At 63.6% G+C, this 16,399-nt stretch carries 19 protein-coding genes; 2 read left to right on the top strand and 17 right to left on the bottom strand.

Translation table 11 applies throughout. From position 1 onward, the window contains the following. Positions 1 to 3: 3 nt before the first annotated feature. From pal to ruvC, 13 genes are all read right to left on the bottom strand, one after another. On the bottom strand, positions 4 to 504 hold the full coding sequence (pal, locus tag EP237_RS04040) for a peptidoglycan-associated lipoprotein Pal (RefSeq protein WP_127558366.1): 501 nt from the start codon (positions 502 to 504) through the stop codon (positions 4 to 6). A gap of 89 nt (positions 505 to 593) precedes the next feature. Then, the gene (gene tolB, locus EP237_RS04035; RefSeq protein ID WP_127558364.1) at positions 594 to 1,928 is read right to left on the bottom strand and encodes a Tol-Pal system beta propeller repeat protein TolB; all 1,335 of its coding nucleotides are present in this window, start codon (positions 1,926 to 1,928) and stop codon (positions 594 to 596) included. A gap of 136 nt (positions 1,929 to 2,064) precedes the next feature. Next, on the bottom strand, positions 2,065 to 2,343 hold the full coding sequence (locus EP237_RS04030) for a hypothetical protein (protein WP_127558362.1): 279 nt from the start codon (positions 2,341 to 2,343) through the stop codon (positions 2,065 to 2,067). A 224-nt stretch (positions 2,344 to 2,567) separates the two neighbouring features. Beyond that, on the bottom strand, positions 2,568 to 3,680 hold the full coding sequence (locus EP237_RS04025) for a hypothetical protein (RefSeq protein ID WP_127558360.1): 1,113 nt from the start codon (positions 3,678 to 3,680) through the stop codon (positions 2,568 to 2,570). 7 nt (positions 3,681 to 3,687) lie between these two features. After that, positions 3,688 to 4,170 carry an ExbD/TolR family protein gene (locus EP237_RS04020; protein WP_127558358.1) on the bottom strand — a complete coding sequence of 161 codons (483 nt, stop codon included), beginning with the start codon at positions 4,168 to 4,170 and terminating at the stop codon, positions 3,688 to 3,690. A 3-nt stretch (positions 4,171 to 4,173) separates the two neighbouring features. Next, a complete protein-coding gene (tolQ, locus tag EP237_RS04015; protein ID WP_127558356.1) occupies positions 4,174 to 4,866 on the bottom strand; it encodes a protein TolQ in 693 nt (230 codons plus the stop codon). Positions 4,867 to 4,987: 121 nt separating this feature from the next. After that, the gene (gene ybgC / locus EP237_RS04010; protein WP_127558354.1) at positions 4,988 to 5,389 is read right to left on the bottom strand and encodes a tol-pal system-associated acyl-CoA thioesterase; all 402 of its coding nucleotides are present in this window, start codon (positions 5,387 to 5,389) and stop codon (positions 4,988 to 4,990) included. Positions 5,390 to 5,500: 111 nt separating this feature from the next. After that, positions 5,501 to 5,905 (bottom strand): GFA family protein, encoded by a 405-nt coding sequence (locus tag EP237_RS04005; RefSeq protein WP_127558352.1) that lies wholly within the window; start codon positions 5,903 to 5,905, stop codon positions 5,501 to 5,503. Between the two features lie 126 nt (positions 5,906 to 6,031). Next, positions 6,032 to 6,667 (bottom strand): hypothetical protein, encoded by a 636-nt coding sequence (locus tag EP237_RS04000; RefSeq protein WP_127558350.1) that lies wholly within the window; start codon positions 6,665 to 6,667, stop codon positions 6,032 to 6,034. A 12-nt stretch (positions 6,668 to 6,679) separates the two neighbouring features. Continuing rightward, positions 6,680 to 7,513, bottom strand: a complete 834-nt coding sequence (locus EP237_RS03995; RefSeq protein ID WP_127558348.1) for a hypothetical protein — start codon at positions 7,511 to 7,513, stop codon at positions 6,680 to 6,682. A 19-nt stretch (positions 7,514 to 7,532) separates the two neighbouring features. Further along, positions 7,533 to 8,561: a Holliday junction branch migration DNA helicase RuvB gene (gene ruvB, locus EP237_RS03990; RefSeq protein ID WP_127558346.1), complete on the bottom strand. Its 1,029-nt coding sequence runs from the start codon at positions 8,559 to 8,561 to the stop codon at positions 7,533 to 7,535. A gap of 1 nt (position 8,562) precedes the next feature. Next, positions 8,563 to 9,228: a Holliday junction branch migration protein RuvA gene (ruvA, locus tag EP237_RS03985; protein ID WP_127558344.1), complete on the bottom strand. Its 666-nt coding sequence runs from the start codon at positions 9,226 to 9,228 to the stop codon at positions 8,563 to 8,565. Beyond that, positions 9,225 to 9,728, bottom strand: a complete 504-nt coding sequence (gene ruvC, locus EP237_RS03980; protein ID WP_127558342.1) for a crossover junction endodeoxyribonuclease RuvC — start codon at positions 9,726 to 9,728, stop codon at positions 9,225 to 9,227. The genes ruvA and ruvC overlap by 4 nt, the downstream gene beginning before the upstream one ends. A gap of 337 nt (positions 9,729 to 10,065) precedes the next feature. Between ruvC and EP237_RS03975 the strand changes: the two genes are divergently transcribed. After that, entirely contained in the window at positions 10,066 to 10,266 is a 201-nt protein-coding gene (locus tag EP237_RS03975; RefSeq protein WP_127558340.1) for a DUF1127 domain-containing protein, read from the top strand. 68 nt (positions 10,267 to 10,334) lie between these two features. On the opposite strand, the gene EP237_RS03970 is transcribed toward EP237_RS03975, so the two are convergent. From EP237_RS03970 to EP237_RS03955, 4 genes are all read right to left on the bottom strand, one after another. After that, entirely contained in the window at positions 10,335 to 10,685 is a 351-nt protein-coding gene (locus tag EP237_RS03970) for a hypothetical protein (RefSeq protein WP_127558338.1), read from the bottom strand. A 68-nt stretch (positions 10,686 to 10,753) separates the two neighbouring features. After that, complete coding sequence (locus EP237_RS03965; protein WP_127558336.1) at positions 10,754 to 11,620, bottom strand: 50S ribosomal protein L11 methyltransferase; 867 nt, start codon at positions 11,618 to 11,620, stop codon at positions 10,754 to 10,756. Between the two features lie 211 nt (positions 11,621 to 11,831). Beyond that, positions 11,832 to 12,482: a peptide-methionine (S)-S-oxide reductase MsrA gene (msrA, locus tag EP237_RS03960; RefSeq protein WP_127558334.1), complete on the bottom strand. Its 651-nt coding sequence runs from the start codon at positions 12,480 to 12,482 to the stop codon at positions 11,832 to 11,834. 211 nt (positions 12,483 to 12,693) lie between these two features. Next, the gene (locus EP237_RS03955) at positions 12,694 to 14,640 is read right to left on the bottom strand and encodes an alpha/beta hydrolase (RefSeq protein ID WP_127558332.1); all 1,947 of its coding nucleotides are present in this window, start codon (positions 14,638 to 14,640) and stop codon (positions 12,694 to 12,696) included. A 397-nt stretch (positions 14,641 to 15,037) separates the two neighbouring features. Between EP237_RS03955 and EP237_RS03950 the strand changes: the two genes are divergently transcribed. Then, positions 15,038 to 16,258 carry an MFS transporter gene (locus tag EP237_RS03950; RefSeq protein WP_127558330.1) on the top strand — a complete coding sequence of 407 codons (1,221 nt, stop codon included), beginning with the start codon at positions 15,038 to 15,040 and terminating at the stop codon, positions 16,256 to 16,258. Positions 16,259 to 16,399: the final 141 nt, after the last annotated feature.

Here is a 16,399-nt window from a genome sequence, read left to right as displayed (position 1 = left end):
GGATCAGGCCCCCGTTCCGATTTCCAGAACCGTCACGGCGCGGCGGTTCTGCCGGTAGCAGCTTTCCTCGGAACAGATCGCCAGCGGACGCTCCTTGCCATAGCTGATGGTGCGCAGCCGGCCTTCGGTGATTCCGCGGGTCAGCAGGTAGGTCCGCACGGCGGCAGCCCGGCGCGCGCCGAGGGCGAGGTTGTAGTCGCGCGTGCCTTGTTCGTCGGCATGGCCTTCGATCAGCGCGTTGTATTCCATGTTGCGCAGCAACCAGTCGGCCTGATCGTCCAGCGTCGCGCGGCCTTCGGCGGTCAGGGTCGACTGGTCGACCTCAAAGAGCACCCGGTCACCGACGGTTTCGTTGAAATAGGCGACCGAGTTGGGGTCGCCCGCCTCTCCGGCACCTGCACCAGCCCCGCTGCCCATGCGATTGTCACCGAAGTAACGGTTGTCGCCGCAGGCCGTCAGGCCAAGCACCGCGACCAGAAGGGTCAATTTCAGAAAGAGTTTCATCCTGCGTCGTCCTCATTATCGCGCTTTTCATTGGCGCCAGGGTATCACGGGCGGGCCTTCGTGAACATGCCCTCTGCCCGCTCGAAGGGTTATTGCAACTGCGGCGACCAGGCCGGGTCGGAGGCCATGCCAGGGGTCGAAACCCGCTGAAGGTTCCGCCCCGAGATATCGACCGAATAGATCGCGGGCGCGCCATCGGCCCCGGCGGTTTCGCGGGTGAACATGATCACGCGGCCATTGGGCGCCCAGGACGGGCCCTCGTCAAGGAACGAGGAGGTGAGCAGCCGTTCCTCGGACCCGTCGGTGCGCATCACGCCAATGTGGAACCGCCCGTCCTGCTGGTTGGTAAAGGCAATGAGATCGCCGCGCGGCGACCACACGGGCGTGCCATAGCGGCCGTCGTTGCGGCTGATGCGGCGGCCCTCCCCCCCTGAAGCGGGCATGATATAAAGCTGCTGCGTGCCGGACCGGTCGCTTTCAAATACGATCTGGCTGCCGTCGGGCGAAAAGCTGGGGGCGGTTTCGATCGACGGCGCGTCGGTCAGGCGGCGGCGGTCGCCGGTTTGCAGGTTCAGCAGGTAGATATCGGTATTTCCGCCCCGTTCCGCCGAGAACACCACGCTGTTGCCATCGGGCGAAAAGCGCGGGCTGAAGGTCATTGTCAGGGCGTCATCCTCCAGGGGCCGGGCACGGACGCTGGCAAGGTCCATGATATAGACGCGCGGAATACCGGATTCGTAGCTGGTATAGAGAATGCGGTCGCCCGTGGGCGAAAAACGGGGCGCCAGAACGAGGGACCGGCTGTCGGTCAGGAATTGCACATTCGCACCGTCATAATCCATGATCGCGATGCGCTTGAGCCGCGCGTTCTTGGGGCCTTCCTGCGCGATGAACACCACACGACTATCGAAATACCCGCTTTCGCCGGTGATCCGTTCATAGACGTGATCGGCCACCGTATGGGCCATGCGCCGCCAGCTGTCGGGGCTGCCGACGAATTGCAGACCGGAGCCGAGCGGCTGTTCCGAGAAAACGTCAAAGAGGCGGAAGCGCACCACAAGCTGCCCGCCCTCCATCGAGACCGAGCCGGTGATCAGCGCCTGCGCGTTGATGGCTTGCCAGTCGCTCCACTGAACCGGGCTGTCGAAACTGGTCACGGAGGAGATATGGGCACTGCGCGGCACCTCGCGGAAGAGGCCCGTGCCCACCAGATCGGCGGCAATCACGCGGGTGATGTCACTGGCCGCATCGGTGGCCGCGCTGTTCCCGGCAATGAATTCCGGCAGGGCGAAGGGCAAGGGCTCGATCACGCCTTCTGTGATCTCGATCCGCAGCGGGCCGGGGCTTTGCGCGATGGCGGGCTGCACGGTCAGCGCGGCAAGGGCAAGCAGCGACGCCAGCAGGGCGTGGAAAATACGAGTCATTTCTGGCTCAACTCCTCGGGTCGGAAGGTCATCAACGAAATATCGCACGGAGTATAGCGATCACATAGAAGATCGGAACCCGCCCCGTGTCGGCAGGTTCTTGCGCCTAGTGTGCGGCGGGGGTTGGCCTGGCAGGTCATCTCAGCCGCATCTCCTCGGGGTTGAAGGTGATTTCCAGCTCCCGCCAGTGGTCATAGCTTTCCTCGGGCAGGTCATAGCCATTGGCCCCGCAGCGGATCACTGCCCGGCGCGCGGCCTCATAGGCCTGGCGGGCCGCCGCATCGGACCCGCCCCGCGACTCGATCATGCGGATCGAGCCGGTCTCGGGCCGCCCGTCGCGCGACATCTGGACTGAAATGGTCACGACAGTCTGCAGCGCCTCGGAGGACAGGCTGCCAACGTTCCAGCATTGCATTACACGCAAAAGGAACGACCTATCACTGGTGGGATCGGGAGGGGCTGCTTGTTCATCCACCGATGGGCAATCAAAGAGAGCATTGACGACCCCATTCAGCCAATAACCCTCACCGGGCACAGTGCACTGCCAGCCGAAAGGCAAATCCTGCGCAGCCGCGTAGCTTACCGACGCGACCAAAAGTGCCACGTTGGCTAGAATCAATCTTGTCGCTTTCGAACGGATCATCTCATCCTCATCCCGTCCGGATTGAAAACCGCTTCGATATTTCTCCAGTGATCATAGCTTTCTTGCGGCAGATCATAACCATTTCTTCCACAGCGAATGATCGCTCGTCGGGCGGCCTCAAATGCAAGATCGGCACCCGCCTCCGTTCCCTCAATGATCTCCACAAGTCGAATAGAGCCGGTGTCTGGGACCCCTTCTTGGCTCAAAGAGAACCCGACAACCACAGTTGTACGCATAGCCTCCGAGGATACAGTGCCGAGGTTCCAGCATTGTCCGATAGCCAGCCGCAACCCGTCGCGCTGCCCGGCGGACAAGGGCGGGCCTGCGGGCGTTACGGGGGCGGGCGGTGCCTCTGAGGCCGCCTCAGCAACCGCAGCGGCGATGGCATCGGCCAGCGGGTCGCGCTCCTCGATTGCGGGGGGCGTGTCAGGCGTGGGCGCTTCTGCCACCGTGCGGATGGGGCGCGCGGGCGGGCGGAAGGAGGTCACCGGCGCCAAAGCGGCGGCGGGCGTTTCCGCCTCGGTCACGATCTCGGTCGTGGCCTCCTCGGGCGCTGTCGGGGGCGTGTCGGGCACCGGTGCGGGTGTCTCGGATGGCTCTGGACGCGTCACCACCTCGGGCGCGATCTCGGCCTCGGGCGGCGGTGCGGGCGCGGGCAACGGGGCCACGCGGGGCGCTTCGCTCGGCGCGGGCGTGTCAGAGGGCGGCGCGGTCACGTCCTGCGCAGGCGGGCTTGGCAAGGCTGCCACTTCCGCCTGCACCTCGGTATCGGGCAGCGGCGCGAAGGTCGACATGTCGGGTTGTGTCTCCGTGGGCGGCTCGGGCGTGGCCTCCGGCGGGGTGACGACCGGCGCGGCGGCCTCTGGCGTGGGCGGGGTCGGTTCGGTGATATCGGGCACGGGCGGTGTGGGCAGAGAGGGTTGCTCCACCACGGCGGGCGTCGCCACCACGGTTTCGAACATGGCGTCGAATTCCTGCGCCGAGATCAGGGTGACTCCGGTCAGCTCAAACGGCTCTTCCTCCGTATCGCTGAACAGACTACCCCCGATTAGCGCCCAGATGAGCACCCCGAAATGCAGTCCGCTGGAGGCATAGAGCGCACGCCGCATCGGCCCGTCACTCCCCATCCTGTGCATCAAGACGCGGGCCACCGGCATCGGTCACCAGCCCGATCTCCCGGAACCCACCGGCATTCAGCGCACCCATGACCTGCATCACGTCCGAATAGGGAATGGCCCCGTCCGCACGCAGGAAAATCTGGTTGCTGTCCCGTTCGGCGGCAATGCCCTGCAGGCGCGTCACCAATTCCGCCATCGGCACCGGCGTGGTCTGGATCATCACCTGCCCGTCGGCGGTCAGCGTCACGGCGAGCGGTTCTTCCTCCTGCTCACCCGGCAGCGGCTCGGCTGCGGTTTCCGGCAGCTCGATCGGTACACCCACGGTCATCAGCGGGGCTGACACCATGAAGACGATCAGCAGCACCAGCATCACGTCCACGAAGGGCGTGACGTTGATCTCCGACATGGCGGCGTGGCGGGACCGGCGATTGCCACGTCTGCTGCGCCCGCCTGTCTGCCCCTGTTTCACTCCGGCGCCCATGGGTCAGTCCAATTGCCGGGAGAGGAGGGTAGAGAACTCATCGGCAAAGCCCTCATACCCCGCAACCAGCCGGTCGGCGTCGGCGGACAGCTTGTTGTAGAGGATCACCGCCGGGATAGCGGCCAAGAGGCCAAGCCCGGTGGCCATCAGCGCCTCTGCAATACCGGGTGCCACGACGGCAAGCGAGGTGTTGCCGGATGTCGCGATTTCCTGGAAGGACCGCATGATCCCCCAGACCGTGCCGAAAAGCCCGATAAAGGGCGCCGTCGCGCCGGTGGTGGCGAGGAAGTTGAGACCGGATGTCAGCCGCTCCGCCTCTCGTCCAATCGCCACATCCATCGACCGATCCACCCGCTGCTGCACGCCGGGGATCAGCGCCCCGTCATCGCGTAAGGATCGCTGCCATTCGGTCATGCCCGCCACGAAGACCCGTTCGGACGCGGACCGGGGCCGTTCGGCCACCTTGTCAAACAGCTCATCCAGCGGCTCACCCGACCAGAAGGCCGCATCGAACTGCGCAGCCCGGCGGCGCGACAGCCGGTAGGTCGAGAATTTGGAGAAGGCGATTGCCCAGACCCAGATCGACGCCGCGAACAGCATCACCATGACGATCTGGACGACAAAGCTTGCGCGGAAGAACAGGGCCAGCAGCGAGAAATCCATCTCCTGCGCCATGCTCAGCGTTTCGGTTTCCATGAAGTGCGTATCCTATCTGCCCGGCCTCTGGTCGGATGCCATCTTGTTCGCGGCATCTCGTTTGAAGGCGAATCTAGCAAAGAGGAAGAGCAAACACCATTGGCTTGCGTCACGGTCGGTTTCACTGCTGAAACGTAACCAGCTTTTGGCGGATATCCGCCGGAATCCGCACCGCGCGGCCATTTTCGGCAAGGCAGACCACCTGTACGGTGGACGCATAAAGCCGCTCATCGCCCCGGAAAACCACCTGTTCGAGGTCGAAACTGGCCCCTTTGACCCCGGTCAGCCGGGTTTCGACCCTGAGATCATCCTCGAATCGGGCCGGTGCGATGAAATCCATCTCCATCCGCCGCACGGCAAACACGATCCCCTGCCCGGCCTTCAGCGCGGTCTGCGAAATCCCCGCCTCGCGCACCATCTCGGACCGGGCCCGTTCGATGAACTTGAGGTAATTGGCGTGATAGACGATCCCCGCCAGATCGGTGTCTTCATAGTAGACGCGGGTGTGGAAGTGGTGGGTCATGCGGTCTCCTGCAAAGCGAACGCCGGTGGCCTTCCAAGCTGTCACAAGTCACGGCTCACAGGAAGGTGGGCGTGGCGGGATGCTTTGGCAGCGCACGGGTCTGACTTCGGTCTATTGGGCGTCGCGCTTGGGAATGGTTGCGATGTCAGGCACCCAGGGCAAGGTCGATTGGCACCAGACCTGCACTTTCGGCGTCAGCGACGCGCGCTGCCTGATCGTGCCGACACGAAGCCCAAAAAACGCGTTCGGGTCGTTTTCGGTGCTGGCGTGAATGCGGGTTCCGCAGTTCGGGCAGAAACTCAGTTTTCGAATGCGGCCACTCTCTGCAGTCTTGTTGAACGACTTCAGTTCCCCGGACAGCAACGTAAAGGCCCCGTCAACCACCCCGGCAACCAGACCGAAGGCGGCCCCGGAATTTACCTGACAATCGTTGCAGTGACATATCGCGACCCGGTCGGCGTCAATTTCGGCTTCGTAGCGGACAAATCCGCAAAGGCATCCCCCATCAACCTGCATGGCAGCTTTCTCCGGCTTTGACAGTTGGGTCAGCGTTGCACGCAAAACGCATGAATGCGACGGCTACTTTGCCAGTCGATACAATCAGCGCCGGTTCAGGGGTGCGCGCCGTGACAAAACGTAAGATCAGGCCTGATGGCCAAGCGTCCCCACCCGGGCCGCCAGCCTCAACCCGTGGCTCGGGTCAATCGCGCTGGCGGGCATCACCGGGTCGTAGCCCGCGCGGATCACGGTGGCGATCTCGGGTTTCAGGACGGCGGGTTGACCGGGGGCCGCGGCGAGGGGGGAGCTGTCGGTGAAGGCGGTGTCGGACCAGAGCAGGATGACCTGCACGACCTGGCTGAGCGCGATGGACTCTGCCGGGACCTTGGCCATCTCCTCATCCATGCGGATGAAGACGAACGCCGCCTGAATGGCCCCGCTGTCATCGAACCGGAAGCTGCGGTACTGGTTGGCGTCCAACGCTTTCAGCCGGTCCACCGTGGTGGGCAGGTCGGGGATCAGCCGGTCGAGATTGGGCGTCTCGGTCAGTTCGTCCCACTCGCGGAAGAAAAAGACCATCAGGTTCGCGCCCAGTTCCGGGTCGGTCTCGGCCATCTTGTGCCCGGCCAGAGCCACTACAGCCTCGATCGCGCCTTTCAGGATGCTGACGGTTGCGTCCTCTACCCCGAAGACCACAGGCACAATGGGGCGTCCCCACCGGGCAAAGAGGTACCGTCCGTCAGACCGGATAAAAAGGCGCGTGACCGCGTCGGCATCCATTCCGGGGACTCCTTACAGGTTATTCTCAGCCATCCAGCCCGCGAATACCGGATCATAGGCGGCAGGGCCATAGACCTGCGGTGCAGTCCCGCTTTCATAGATTGCAGCCGCCGCCGCCCCGTCGGAAATGCGGATGCCCCAGGCCCCGGCCGCGATGTTGCAGGCATGGGCCATACAGCCCGCGCCGAGCACCCAATCGCCCCGCTGGATCACGCTGTTGGCGGGGCCGATGCGGTCGGACAGATCGCGGATCTGATCTTCGCTCATGATGGTCAGGAAGCGGGCGCGTTCACCGGGGTCGCGGAAAATGGCGTAGGGGTGTTCACCGATCCAGCGGGTCGCATCCGCGCCGGGGCCAGCAGGCGTGCCTGCAAAGGGTTGCGCGCCCGGGGCCGTCTCCATCCCTGCATCGCTGAAGCGGTAGGTGGTGAATTGCTGGCGCATTCCGTCAGCGAAGATGTCGAGCTCCAACGCATCGGGTTCGATCCGCATATCGCTGACCGCGCCCTCACAGGCCGCGGTTTCGCCCATCACCTGCACCGTGCCCTGGCCAACGCGGATCACCGTCACGCCGGGGCCGCACATATTGCCGCCGTGATGGTGCGTCGCCAGCAGCCAATCATGATCCGATCCTTCAAGCGCCCAGGCCCCGAGGATTTCCCACATGTAGTCCAGCTCTACCGGCAGGGTCGCACCGGAGACCACCAGCCCCTGACTGGGACGCGCGCCCACGACCGAGGCGGCGCCGAACCGGGTCTGGAACTGGTCATAGCTGCCGAAGTCCACATCGGCACTTGCCGTGCTGGCAGACAAGGCAAGAAGGGTGGCACTGAGGAAACGGATCATGGTCATTCTCCCGTGAAGGTCAGATCAGGCTGCCCTGTTCGGGGGGCATGGGGGCCGCAAGACCCAGATGCGACCAGCCTTTGGATGCCAGCATCCTTCCGCGCGGGGTGCGGGCAATCAAGCCCTGTTGCAGAAGGAAGGGTTCAATCACCTCTTCAATCGCGTCGCGGCTTTCCGATAGTGCGGCGGCCATGGTCTCCACCCCCACGGGGCCACCGCCGTAGTTTTCCGCCATCAGCATCATGTAGCGCCGGTCGGCCCCGTCGAGGCCAAGGTGATCGACCCCAAGCCGCGTCAGCGCACTGTCGGCAATGGCCTGCGTCAGCCGTCCGTCGCCTTCCACAAGCGCGAAATCCACCACCCGGCGCAGCAGCCGACCGGCGATCCGAGGCGTGCCACGGGCGCGGCGGGCAATCTCCAGCGCGCCTTCGGGGTCGGACGGGATGCCCAACAAACGCGATCCGCGCGTCACGATTTCGTGCAGCTCGGGCACTGTGTAGAATTGCAGCCGGGTGGGAATGCCAAAGCGATCACGCAGGGGCGTGGTCAATAGGCCAAGCCGTGTGGTCGCGCCAACCAGAGTGAAGGGTTGCAGTTCGATCCTGACCGTGCGCGCGGCAGGACCTTCGCCGATCACCAGATCGAGCTCGAAATCCTCCAATGCGGGATAGAGCACTTCCTCCACCGCCGGGTTCAGCCGGTGGATCTCGTCGATGAACAGGACATCGCGCGCCTCCAGATTGGTCAGGATCGCGGCAAGGTCTCCCGCCTTGGCCAGAACCGGGCCGGAGGTCATGCGGAAGTTCACCCCCAATTCCCGCGCCATGATCTGTGCCAGCGTCGTCTTGCCCAAACCGGGAGGGCCATGGAACAGCACATGGTCCATCGCCTCTTCCCGCCTGCGGGCGCTTTCGATGAAGACGCGCAGATTGGCGCGCGCCTCTTCCTGGCCGATGAATTCCGTCAGCTCCTGCGGGCGCAGGGCGCGGTCAGGGCTCTGATCTTCGGGCAAGGGCGTCGCGCGCAGGGTGGGGTCGGGGTCTGTCATCTCAATCCTTCGGGGCCAGCAGACGCAGGGCGGCGCGGATCAGGGCGGTTGTGTCCGCATCGGGCGCGTCCCCTGCGGCCTGCGCCACCGCCATCGCGGCCTCTGCCGGGGCATAGCCCAGGTTCTTCAGCGCCGAAAGGGCTTCGGCCTGAGAGGATGAGGACGGGCGCGCCCGGACAGGGGCCGCGAGGTCGGGCTGTCCGGCGGGCGTCGCCGCAGGGGCATCCCCCAAAGCCTCGATCACCTCGCCGCCCATGGCCATGACGCCCGGCGCCTTGTCCTTCAGCTCCATGACCACGCGCTGTGCCAGTTTCGGCCCGACACCCTGCGCGGCCTTCACCGCCGCCGCATCACCAAGCGAAATGGCACGCGCCACGCCCTCGGCCCCCAGAGTGCCCAGAATGGCCATCGCAGCCTTGGCCCCGACGCCCTGCACGGAAATCAGCAGCCGGTGCCATTCGCGATCATAGAGCGTCGGAAAACCGAAGAGCTGCAACAGATCCTCGCGGACCAGCAATTCGGTGAACAACGCCGCCGCCTCGCCCCGCCCCGGCAGGGCGGCCAGCGTCCGGTCGGAACAATAGACCACATAGCCCACACCATTCACATCCAGCAGCACGTGGTCGCTGCCCTTGTAATCCACCCGGCCCGTCAGCTTGCCGATCATCGCCCCGCCTCCACTGCCGCGGCCAGACGGCCCGCGGTCTGCGCATGAAAGGCATGACAGATGGCAATGGCAAGTGCATCCGCCGCATCGGGGCTGGAGGGGTTTGCGCCGGGCAGTTGCATCTTCACCATATGCTCCACCTGCCGCTTGTCCGCGTGGCCTACGCCAACGACGGTCTTCTTGACCGCATTAGGCGCGTATTCCGCCACGCTCAGACCGGCCTGCGCTGGCACCAGCAATGCAATCCCGCGCGCCTGCCCCAGTTTCAGCGTCGCTACCGCGTCGCGGTTGACGAAGGTCTGTTCCACGGCGGACTGTTCCGGCTGCCAGCGGTCCAGCACCTCGGTCAGTTGCCGGTGCAGCGACAAAAGCCGCGCGGCAAGGTCCTTGCCCTCGCTGTGACAGGTGCCATTCGCCACGTGACTGAGTCGCGATCCCCGCGCCTCGATCACGCCCCAGCCCATGTTTCTGAGCCCCGGATCGATCCCGATGATCCTCATTCTGCCCGACCCCTCAAATTTCTTGCGACTTTTTTGCAGCACTAGCACGAAACAAGAACATTGACCAGACAAAGTCGGTTTTCGGCGTCCATTGAAACAAAAACGACAAGCGTCAGCGGGGATGTCGATTCAGGACAATTTCCTGATCCTGTTCCGACAGGAATTGTGGCGAAATTTTGCCCGAAATTCATGTCCTTACGCCCGATTCAGACCTATGCGCAGATTGCATATGACCCATGCGAAAATCGGTATTGCTCGGGCCAGCCCCGAACCCTAGATGCCGGGTCAGCAAGCGAACACTTCGCAACCCAACCTCTAATCTGGAAGGAACATTCAGATGGCTACCGTGACCAACCGTACCGTTGACGCCGGCTTCAGCGTCGCCTCGATCCTCTCCGTTTTCGTGGGTCGGATTGCAGCCTGGAACGACGCCCGCGTGACCCGCAAAGCGCTGGAGGCTCTCTCCGATCGTGAACTCGACGATCTGGGCCTGAACCGTGGCGATATCGACGCGATTGCCACTGGCATCTATCGCTGAGATTTCTCTCTCTTCTCTCCCCGGCTGAAGCCGCTCCGATCTCGGGGCGGCTTCTTTCGTTTCAGGGGTCAGACCGGCGGGCGACCAAGCGCATCCGTCAGGGTTGCGCCGATCCAGGCAGAGATCGGGTCCATTGCCAGCAGCCAGGCTGCCGCCTGATGGCCCGCTGTCTGATCCGACAGCTCTGCCAGCCGCGCCGAATACTCCGCCGCGCCCTGGTGCCAGATCATGAACCCCTTGAACAGAAAGCAGCAGGTCACCGCCAGGGCCAGGCTGCGCCAGGGAAAGGATAGCCGGATGCGGCGGCGGCGCGGGACGATCAACCCATCGGGGCGCACGACGACGCCACTGTCATCGCTTGCCGATGTGTGATCCAGCCTGCGTAGACGTTCCTGAAAGCGGTTGTAATTGGCATCCATGGGGCACCTCTTGCGCCTGCCCCACCCTCGCACGGATTATACCGCGAATTATGGCAAAATTGTGCCGGTCAGCGGCGCAGGGTCAGCGTGGTCCATTCGCCAAGCTCGGCCCGATGCTCCAGCGTCATGCCCTGTGCCTCATAGGCCGCGACAACCTCGTCGCCCTGTTCGTTGAGCAAGCCCGACAGGATGACATGGCCACCTTCTGCGCAATGCGCCGCCACGTCGGGGGCCAGCTCCACCAGCGGGCCTTTCAGGATATTGGCGAAGATCAGGTCGTAGGGCGCGGCAGCAGCCAGCTCCGCGTGATCGAACCCTGCCGCCTCAAGACAGCGCACTCGCCCCGCTTCGCCATTGGCGGCAACATTGGCCAGGGCCACATCCACGGCCACCTCGTCGATATCGGAGGCCAGAACCGGATCGGGCCAGACCTTGGCCGCCGCCAGTGCCAGAACGGCGGTGCCGCATCCGATATCGACCGTGTTTTTCTTGACCTCACCGGCCTGGATCAGCCGCTCCAGTGCCTCCAGACAACCTTTGGTCGTGCCGTGATGACCCGTGCCAAACGCCATCGCCGCCTCGATCAGCAAGGGAATCCGATCTCCCGGCACCTTGTCCGCGTCATGGCTGCCATAGACGAAGAACCGCCCGGCCTCTACCGGATGCAGCTCGCGTTTCACATGGGCCACCCAATCGGTTTCCGGCAGTTCCGACACCACGAAGGGCTTGGCATCATGCGCCGCCGCCAACAGGGCCAGGGCGACGTCATCGGGCGCTTCGGTGAAATAGGCGCCGACTTCCCACAAGCCCGATCCGTCCTCCATCTCGAACACGCCGACGCCGGTTGCTTCCGGTTCGATCTCTTCCAACGCAAGGCCAAGCGCCTCGGCGTTTTCACGGGCTTTGAGGGTGGTCAGGGCGGTGAAGGTCGGCATCGGTCAACTCCTGTCAGGTCCCTCACGCCTTAGGCGCAGGCTGCAAAAAACACAATGCGCCTTCTTCTTGGTCCAAATACTCACTTCCTGACCTGTCAGCCTTCTCCTCGGGCCCGATGTCGCGCCGCCCTCGCAGATATTCCGCGGCAGCACGGGTCGGCGAGGGCCCCCGGACGGGGGCTTGAGCCGGGCCGTTCCCCGGTCGGCGCCGTCAGGCGTCGAGCCCGATGGGGCAGGACACACCGGTTCCGCCGATCCCGCAATAGCCCGAGGGGTTCTTGGCCAGGTATTGCTGGTGATAGTCCTCGGCAAAAAAGAACTCCGGCGCAGGCAGGATCTCGGTGGTGATCGCGCCGAAACCGGCCGCCTTCAGCCGGACCTGCATGCCCGGAACACTCTCCTTTGCGGCCGCCAACTGAGCTTCCGAGAAGGTATAGATCCCCGACCGGTACTGGGTGCCCATGTCATTGCCCTGCCGCATGCCTTGCGTCGGGTCGTGGTTTTCCCAAAACACCTTAAGCAGCGCCTCATAGCTGATGACCTTGGGGTCATAGACCACCCGTACCACCTCGTTATGGCCGGTCCTTGCGGTACAGACCTCTTCATAGGTGGCATTGGGCGTGTGCCCGCCCGCATAGCCCACCATGGTCAGCCAGACCCCGTCCAGCCCCCAGAACATCCGCTCCACGCCCCAGAAGCAGCCCATGCCGAACATGGCCGCTTCCATGCCCTCGGGCACCTCCGACGAAAGCGGGCGGCCGGAAACGAAATGCGTCCTTGCCGTGGGAATGGGCTGCGCCCGCCCCGGCAGCGCCTCGGCAGCCGAGATCATCTCCATCTTCTTCGCCTTGAATCCGAACATCGCGCGTCTCCCTTTGTCTTTGCTCACCATGCATCCGTCGATAGATGGGGTGCAAGCCGCATCACGACCAGATAACTTGCACGCGCTTTCGCTCACGACTGCGCGATCCGGGAAGGGCGGCGCGGCCTCTGGGACCAGAGAAATGGAGAGATGTCAGGTTTGCCGCTTCAGCTCTCCCAGGTGGCGAACAGTTCGCGATCCTCTGGGGACCTCATTGCCAGGTTGTCGTGATCGTCTGTCCGTTCCACGTCCCGGCGATCCAGTCCGTGCCTGTCAGCCAGTCCTGATTGTAGTCGATCTGACCCATTTCCATCCCGTTCGAGGTCACGGTCAGCGTCAGGTTGACCCGCTCGATCTCGTAGTCCTGGCCGGTCATCGTACCCGCACCGCTGACGGATATCCCGTCCCAGTAGCTGCAATCGCTGAAGGTCAGTTGGGCCCCCTCGTCGGTTTCCACGGCGTCGAGCGTTCCGCCACGGGTGCAGCCGGACGCGGCATCGTAGTCCATGGCATAGCCGAGGAACGCCAGATCCATATCCATTTCAAGCAGCACCGACCGCGCCAGCCACAGCGGGTCCAGCGGCTCGGTCGGCAGGCTCAGGGGGGTATAGGACGGAACGAAATCGGTCTGGCAGACCTGAATGGGCGCATCGGGCATCTCACCGTCCACCAACAAGCGCACAACAGCCGATTCAATGCAGGGATAGTCCATGCGCCAGACGACATGGGGGCCACCTTCGAGAACGATCAAGGCCGCATTCTGGCTGCGTTCATAGACAGCGACCGCCTGGTCGATCGGCGTAATCGGATCGGTCGAAGAATTCAGCACCAGCGTTGGATAGTCGCCACCGACAAAAGGCGGGCGCGGCTCGCTTGCCGGTAGCGCCATACGGGCACAAATACTGAGTTCCTGAAAATAGGTATCCAGGAAGCGCGGCAGCTCGGGGGCCATCATTTCGGTTGCGTGCAGAACGCGGGCCATCTCGACGTCGGGGTCCTGGCCCTCGGTCCAGTCCTCGCAGACAATCGCGTAATAGGCCGCGCCGTAGAACCCTTCGTCCTCATCGAGCAATGGCTCGTTGCTTTCGATATCAATCGAAGACTCGTAGTAGCTGTCGCGAAGCAACGGGATCAGATCGCCCCGGCTTGCGGCTGCCAGAACCCGCAGGAACCAGGATCGGCCACCGGGGGAATAGAGGTTGTTGAAGGTAGAGACCTGAAGGAATGCGAGATCCAGTTCCCTCGGCTCTGTTCCGCCCTCCGCAAGCGGATAATCAACCATGATCGCGCCGTCCGACAGAAGGGTCTGAAGCGCCTGATACGCCTGCGCGGTCGGCATGCCCATGTCTGCAGAACATTCCGCGTCGGCATCGCAGAACGCGAACATCCGTTCCAGCAGCGCCTCTGATCCGGTCAGGGTGCTTTCCTGAAAGGCCGTCAGCGTCAGTTCAGGATCGACCACGGCATCCAGAATGACCCCGGCCACGGCGTCAGGGAACGTTGCCGCGTATTCCTGAACGAATTCGGTGCCATAGCTGTGCCCGTACAGCCAAAGCTCGGGCGCACCGATGGCCTGGCGTAAAACCTCCAGATCGCGGACGGCCTGATCGGTTCCCACATGCGGCAGAACCTCCGGGTAGGCCATCTCGGCGGTGCAATCCGCGATATAGGTGTCGACGGCGGTCACGATGCCATCGCGGACGTCTTTGGACCCAGGGTCAAAATGCATCCCGTCCGCGCGGAACAGGGCGTCCAGCGCTGTCGGGCAACTGATCCCGTGTTCCGTGCCCACGCCGCGCAGATCGAAGAACATGATGTCATAGGCATCGAGAACGTCTTGTGCGATATCCGACAGGTAGTAGTCGGCGTCCACCACAGCGGTGCCGCCCGGCCCCCCCACCACATAAACCATGAGCCCCAGGCTTTCCTCAGCCGCCGGGCTCAGGGCGTAGGTGATCTGGATGGTTTCCCCGACGACCGGATCAAAATGGTTCAGGGGCACCTCAACGGACACGCACAGCAAGTCGCTGCCTTCGCACACCTCCGCTCCGATGGAGGTGAAGGCCTCTGCAATGGTTTGAGAATACGCGGGAAGGCCAAGCGCAAGCGTCAGACCCAAAGCGGTGGCTACAGCACCCCCCTGCACTGAATAATTCATTCCAAATCTCCTATGAGGGTCCAACAGATCAACCAATGAATAAACTATGGGGGAAGCACTGGCAGATCTTGGGGCGCGGCACTGGTCAGGTCGGTAGCGTCCGATGCCCGTCCATGGGATATCGTGTGGCGCGCCTTGCAAGCATAGGTTGCGTCGGGATGGCAAGCAACAGATTTCACCAACAATCCGAACAGCTCTTCCCGAATGTCAGCCGGGTCGAATGATTTAAGGCGGTGATGCTTGACGCGTCTGCCACATTTTTCAGGGCGACTTCTGCCATGCACCAGACGCCTTGCGGGCCGGTTCGGACCTGCATGCTGGCACTGGAGTGCATACAGGCTCTTTCTTCGTCACGTTTCGCTTCCCAATCGCCGAAACCGCCCCTAACGTCCCCGCCATGACACCTGCCTCCGCCCTCGACTCGCGCGCTTCATGGCTGCGCCTTGCGATTTCCCTGACCATCGGACTGGTGGGCAATGTCGGCATGTGGGCGATCATCGTCATCCTTCCCGCCGTGCAGGCCGAATTCAACGTGGACCGGGGCGATGCATCTCTGCCCTACACGCTGACAATGGTGGGCTTTGCGCTTGGCAATTACTTCATCGGGCGGGCCGTCGACCGGTGGGGGATTACCGTCTCGATGGTTGCCGCTGCCGTGCTGATCGCCCTTGGGTTCACCGGGGCGGCCATGGCGCCCAACATCGCGACCTTGACGGCCCTGCAACTTCTGATCGGCTTCGGTACCGCCACCTGTTTCGGGCCGCTTATCGCGGATGTGTCGCACTGGTTCCTGCGCCGCCGGGGCATTGCGGTGGCCATCGCAGCCTCGTCCAACTACCTTTCCGGCGCGATTTGGCCGCTGATCCTGGCCGATATCCTCGCCACCCAGGGATGGCGCACGGCCTATCTGGTGCTGGCGGTGGTCACGCTGGTTGTGATGGTGCCCCTGTCGCTGCTGCTGCGCGCCCGCGTGCCGGAGGCCGCGCGCGTAGAGGCCGAGGCCTCCGCCGCGCTGCGCGCCCGCGCGGTCAGCTTTTCGCCCCAGACCCTGACCATGCTGCTGGCCATTGCGGGCATCGGCTGCTGCGTCGCAATGTCGATGCCGCAGGTCCATATCGTGGCCTTCTGCACCGATCTTGGCTACGGTCCTGCCATCGGGGCCGAGATGCTGTCACTGATGCTGTTCGGCGGAGTGGCCTCACGGCTGGTTTCAGGCGCGCTGGCCGACTGGCTGGGAGGGGTGACGACGCTGCTTATCGGCTCTACCCTGCAATGCATCGCGCTGTTCCTTTATCTGCCGACCTCGGGGCTCACATCGCTTTATATCGTCAGCCTCGTCTTCGGGCTCAGCCAGGGTGGCATTGTGCCGAGCTACGCCATCATCGTGCGCGAATACCTGCCCCCTAGAGAGGCCGGCGCGCGGGTGGGGCTGGTGATGATGTCGACCATCGCGGGCATGGCAATCGGCGGATGGATGTCGGGCTGGATTTATGACGTCACCGGCAGCTACCAATGGGCCTTCATCAACGGCATCGCCTTCAACGTTGTGAATATCGGAATCATGGCGCTGATCCTGCTGCAATCCCGGCCCCGCCGAGCGGCACCAGTGGCGGCCTGATGCCGACCGACGGGGCCGGAGTCGACCAAAACGGAATTTTCCGTTAAATTCCTGTCACCAAAATTTGAAATGGCTACGCGACGACCACATCTTCCAGATGCGAGGGACCGGGCCAGACCGGCACCTCGTGCGAGACAGAAC

Origin of the sequence: Nioella ostreopsis, from assembly GCF_004000255.1 — a bacterium.
GTDB lineage: Bacteria > Pseudomonadota > Alphaproteobacteria > Rhodobacterales > Rhodobacteraceae > Nioella > Nioella ostreopsis.
Note: the sequence above shows the minus strand (reverse complement) of the source record. Positions and strands in the feature narration are given on the sequence as shown.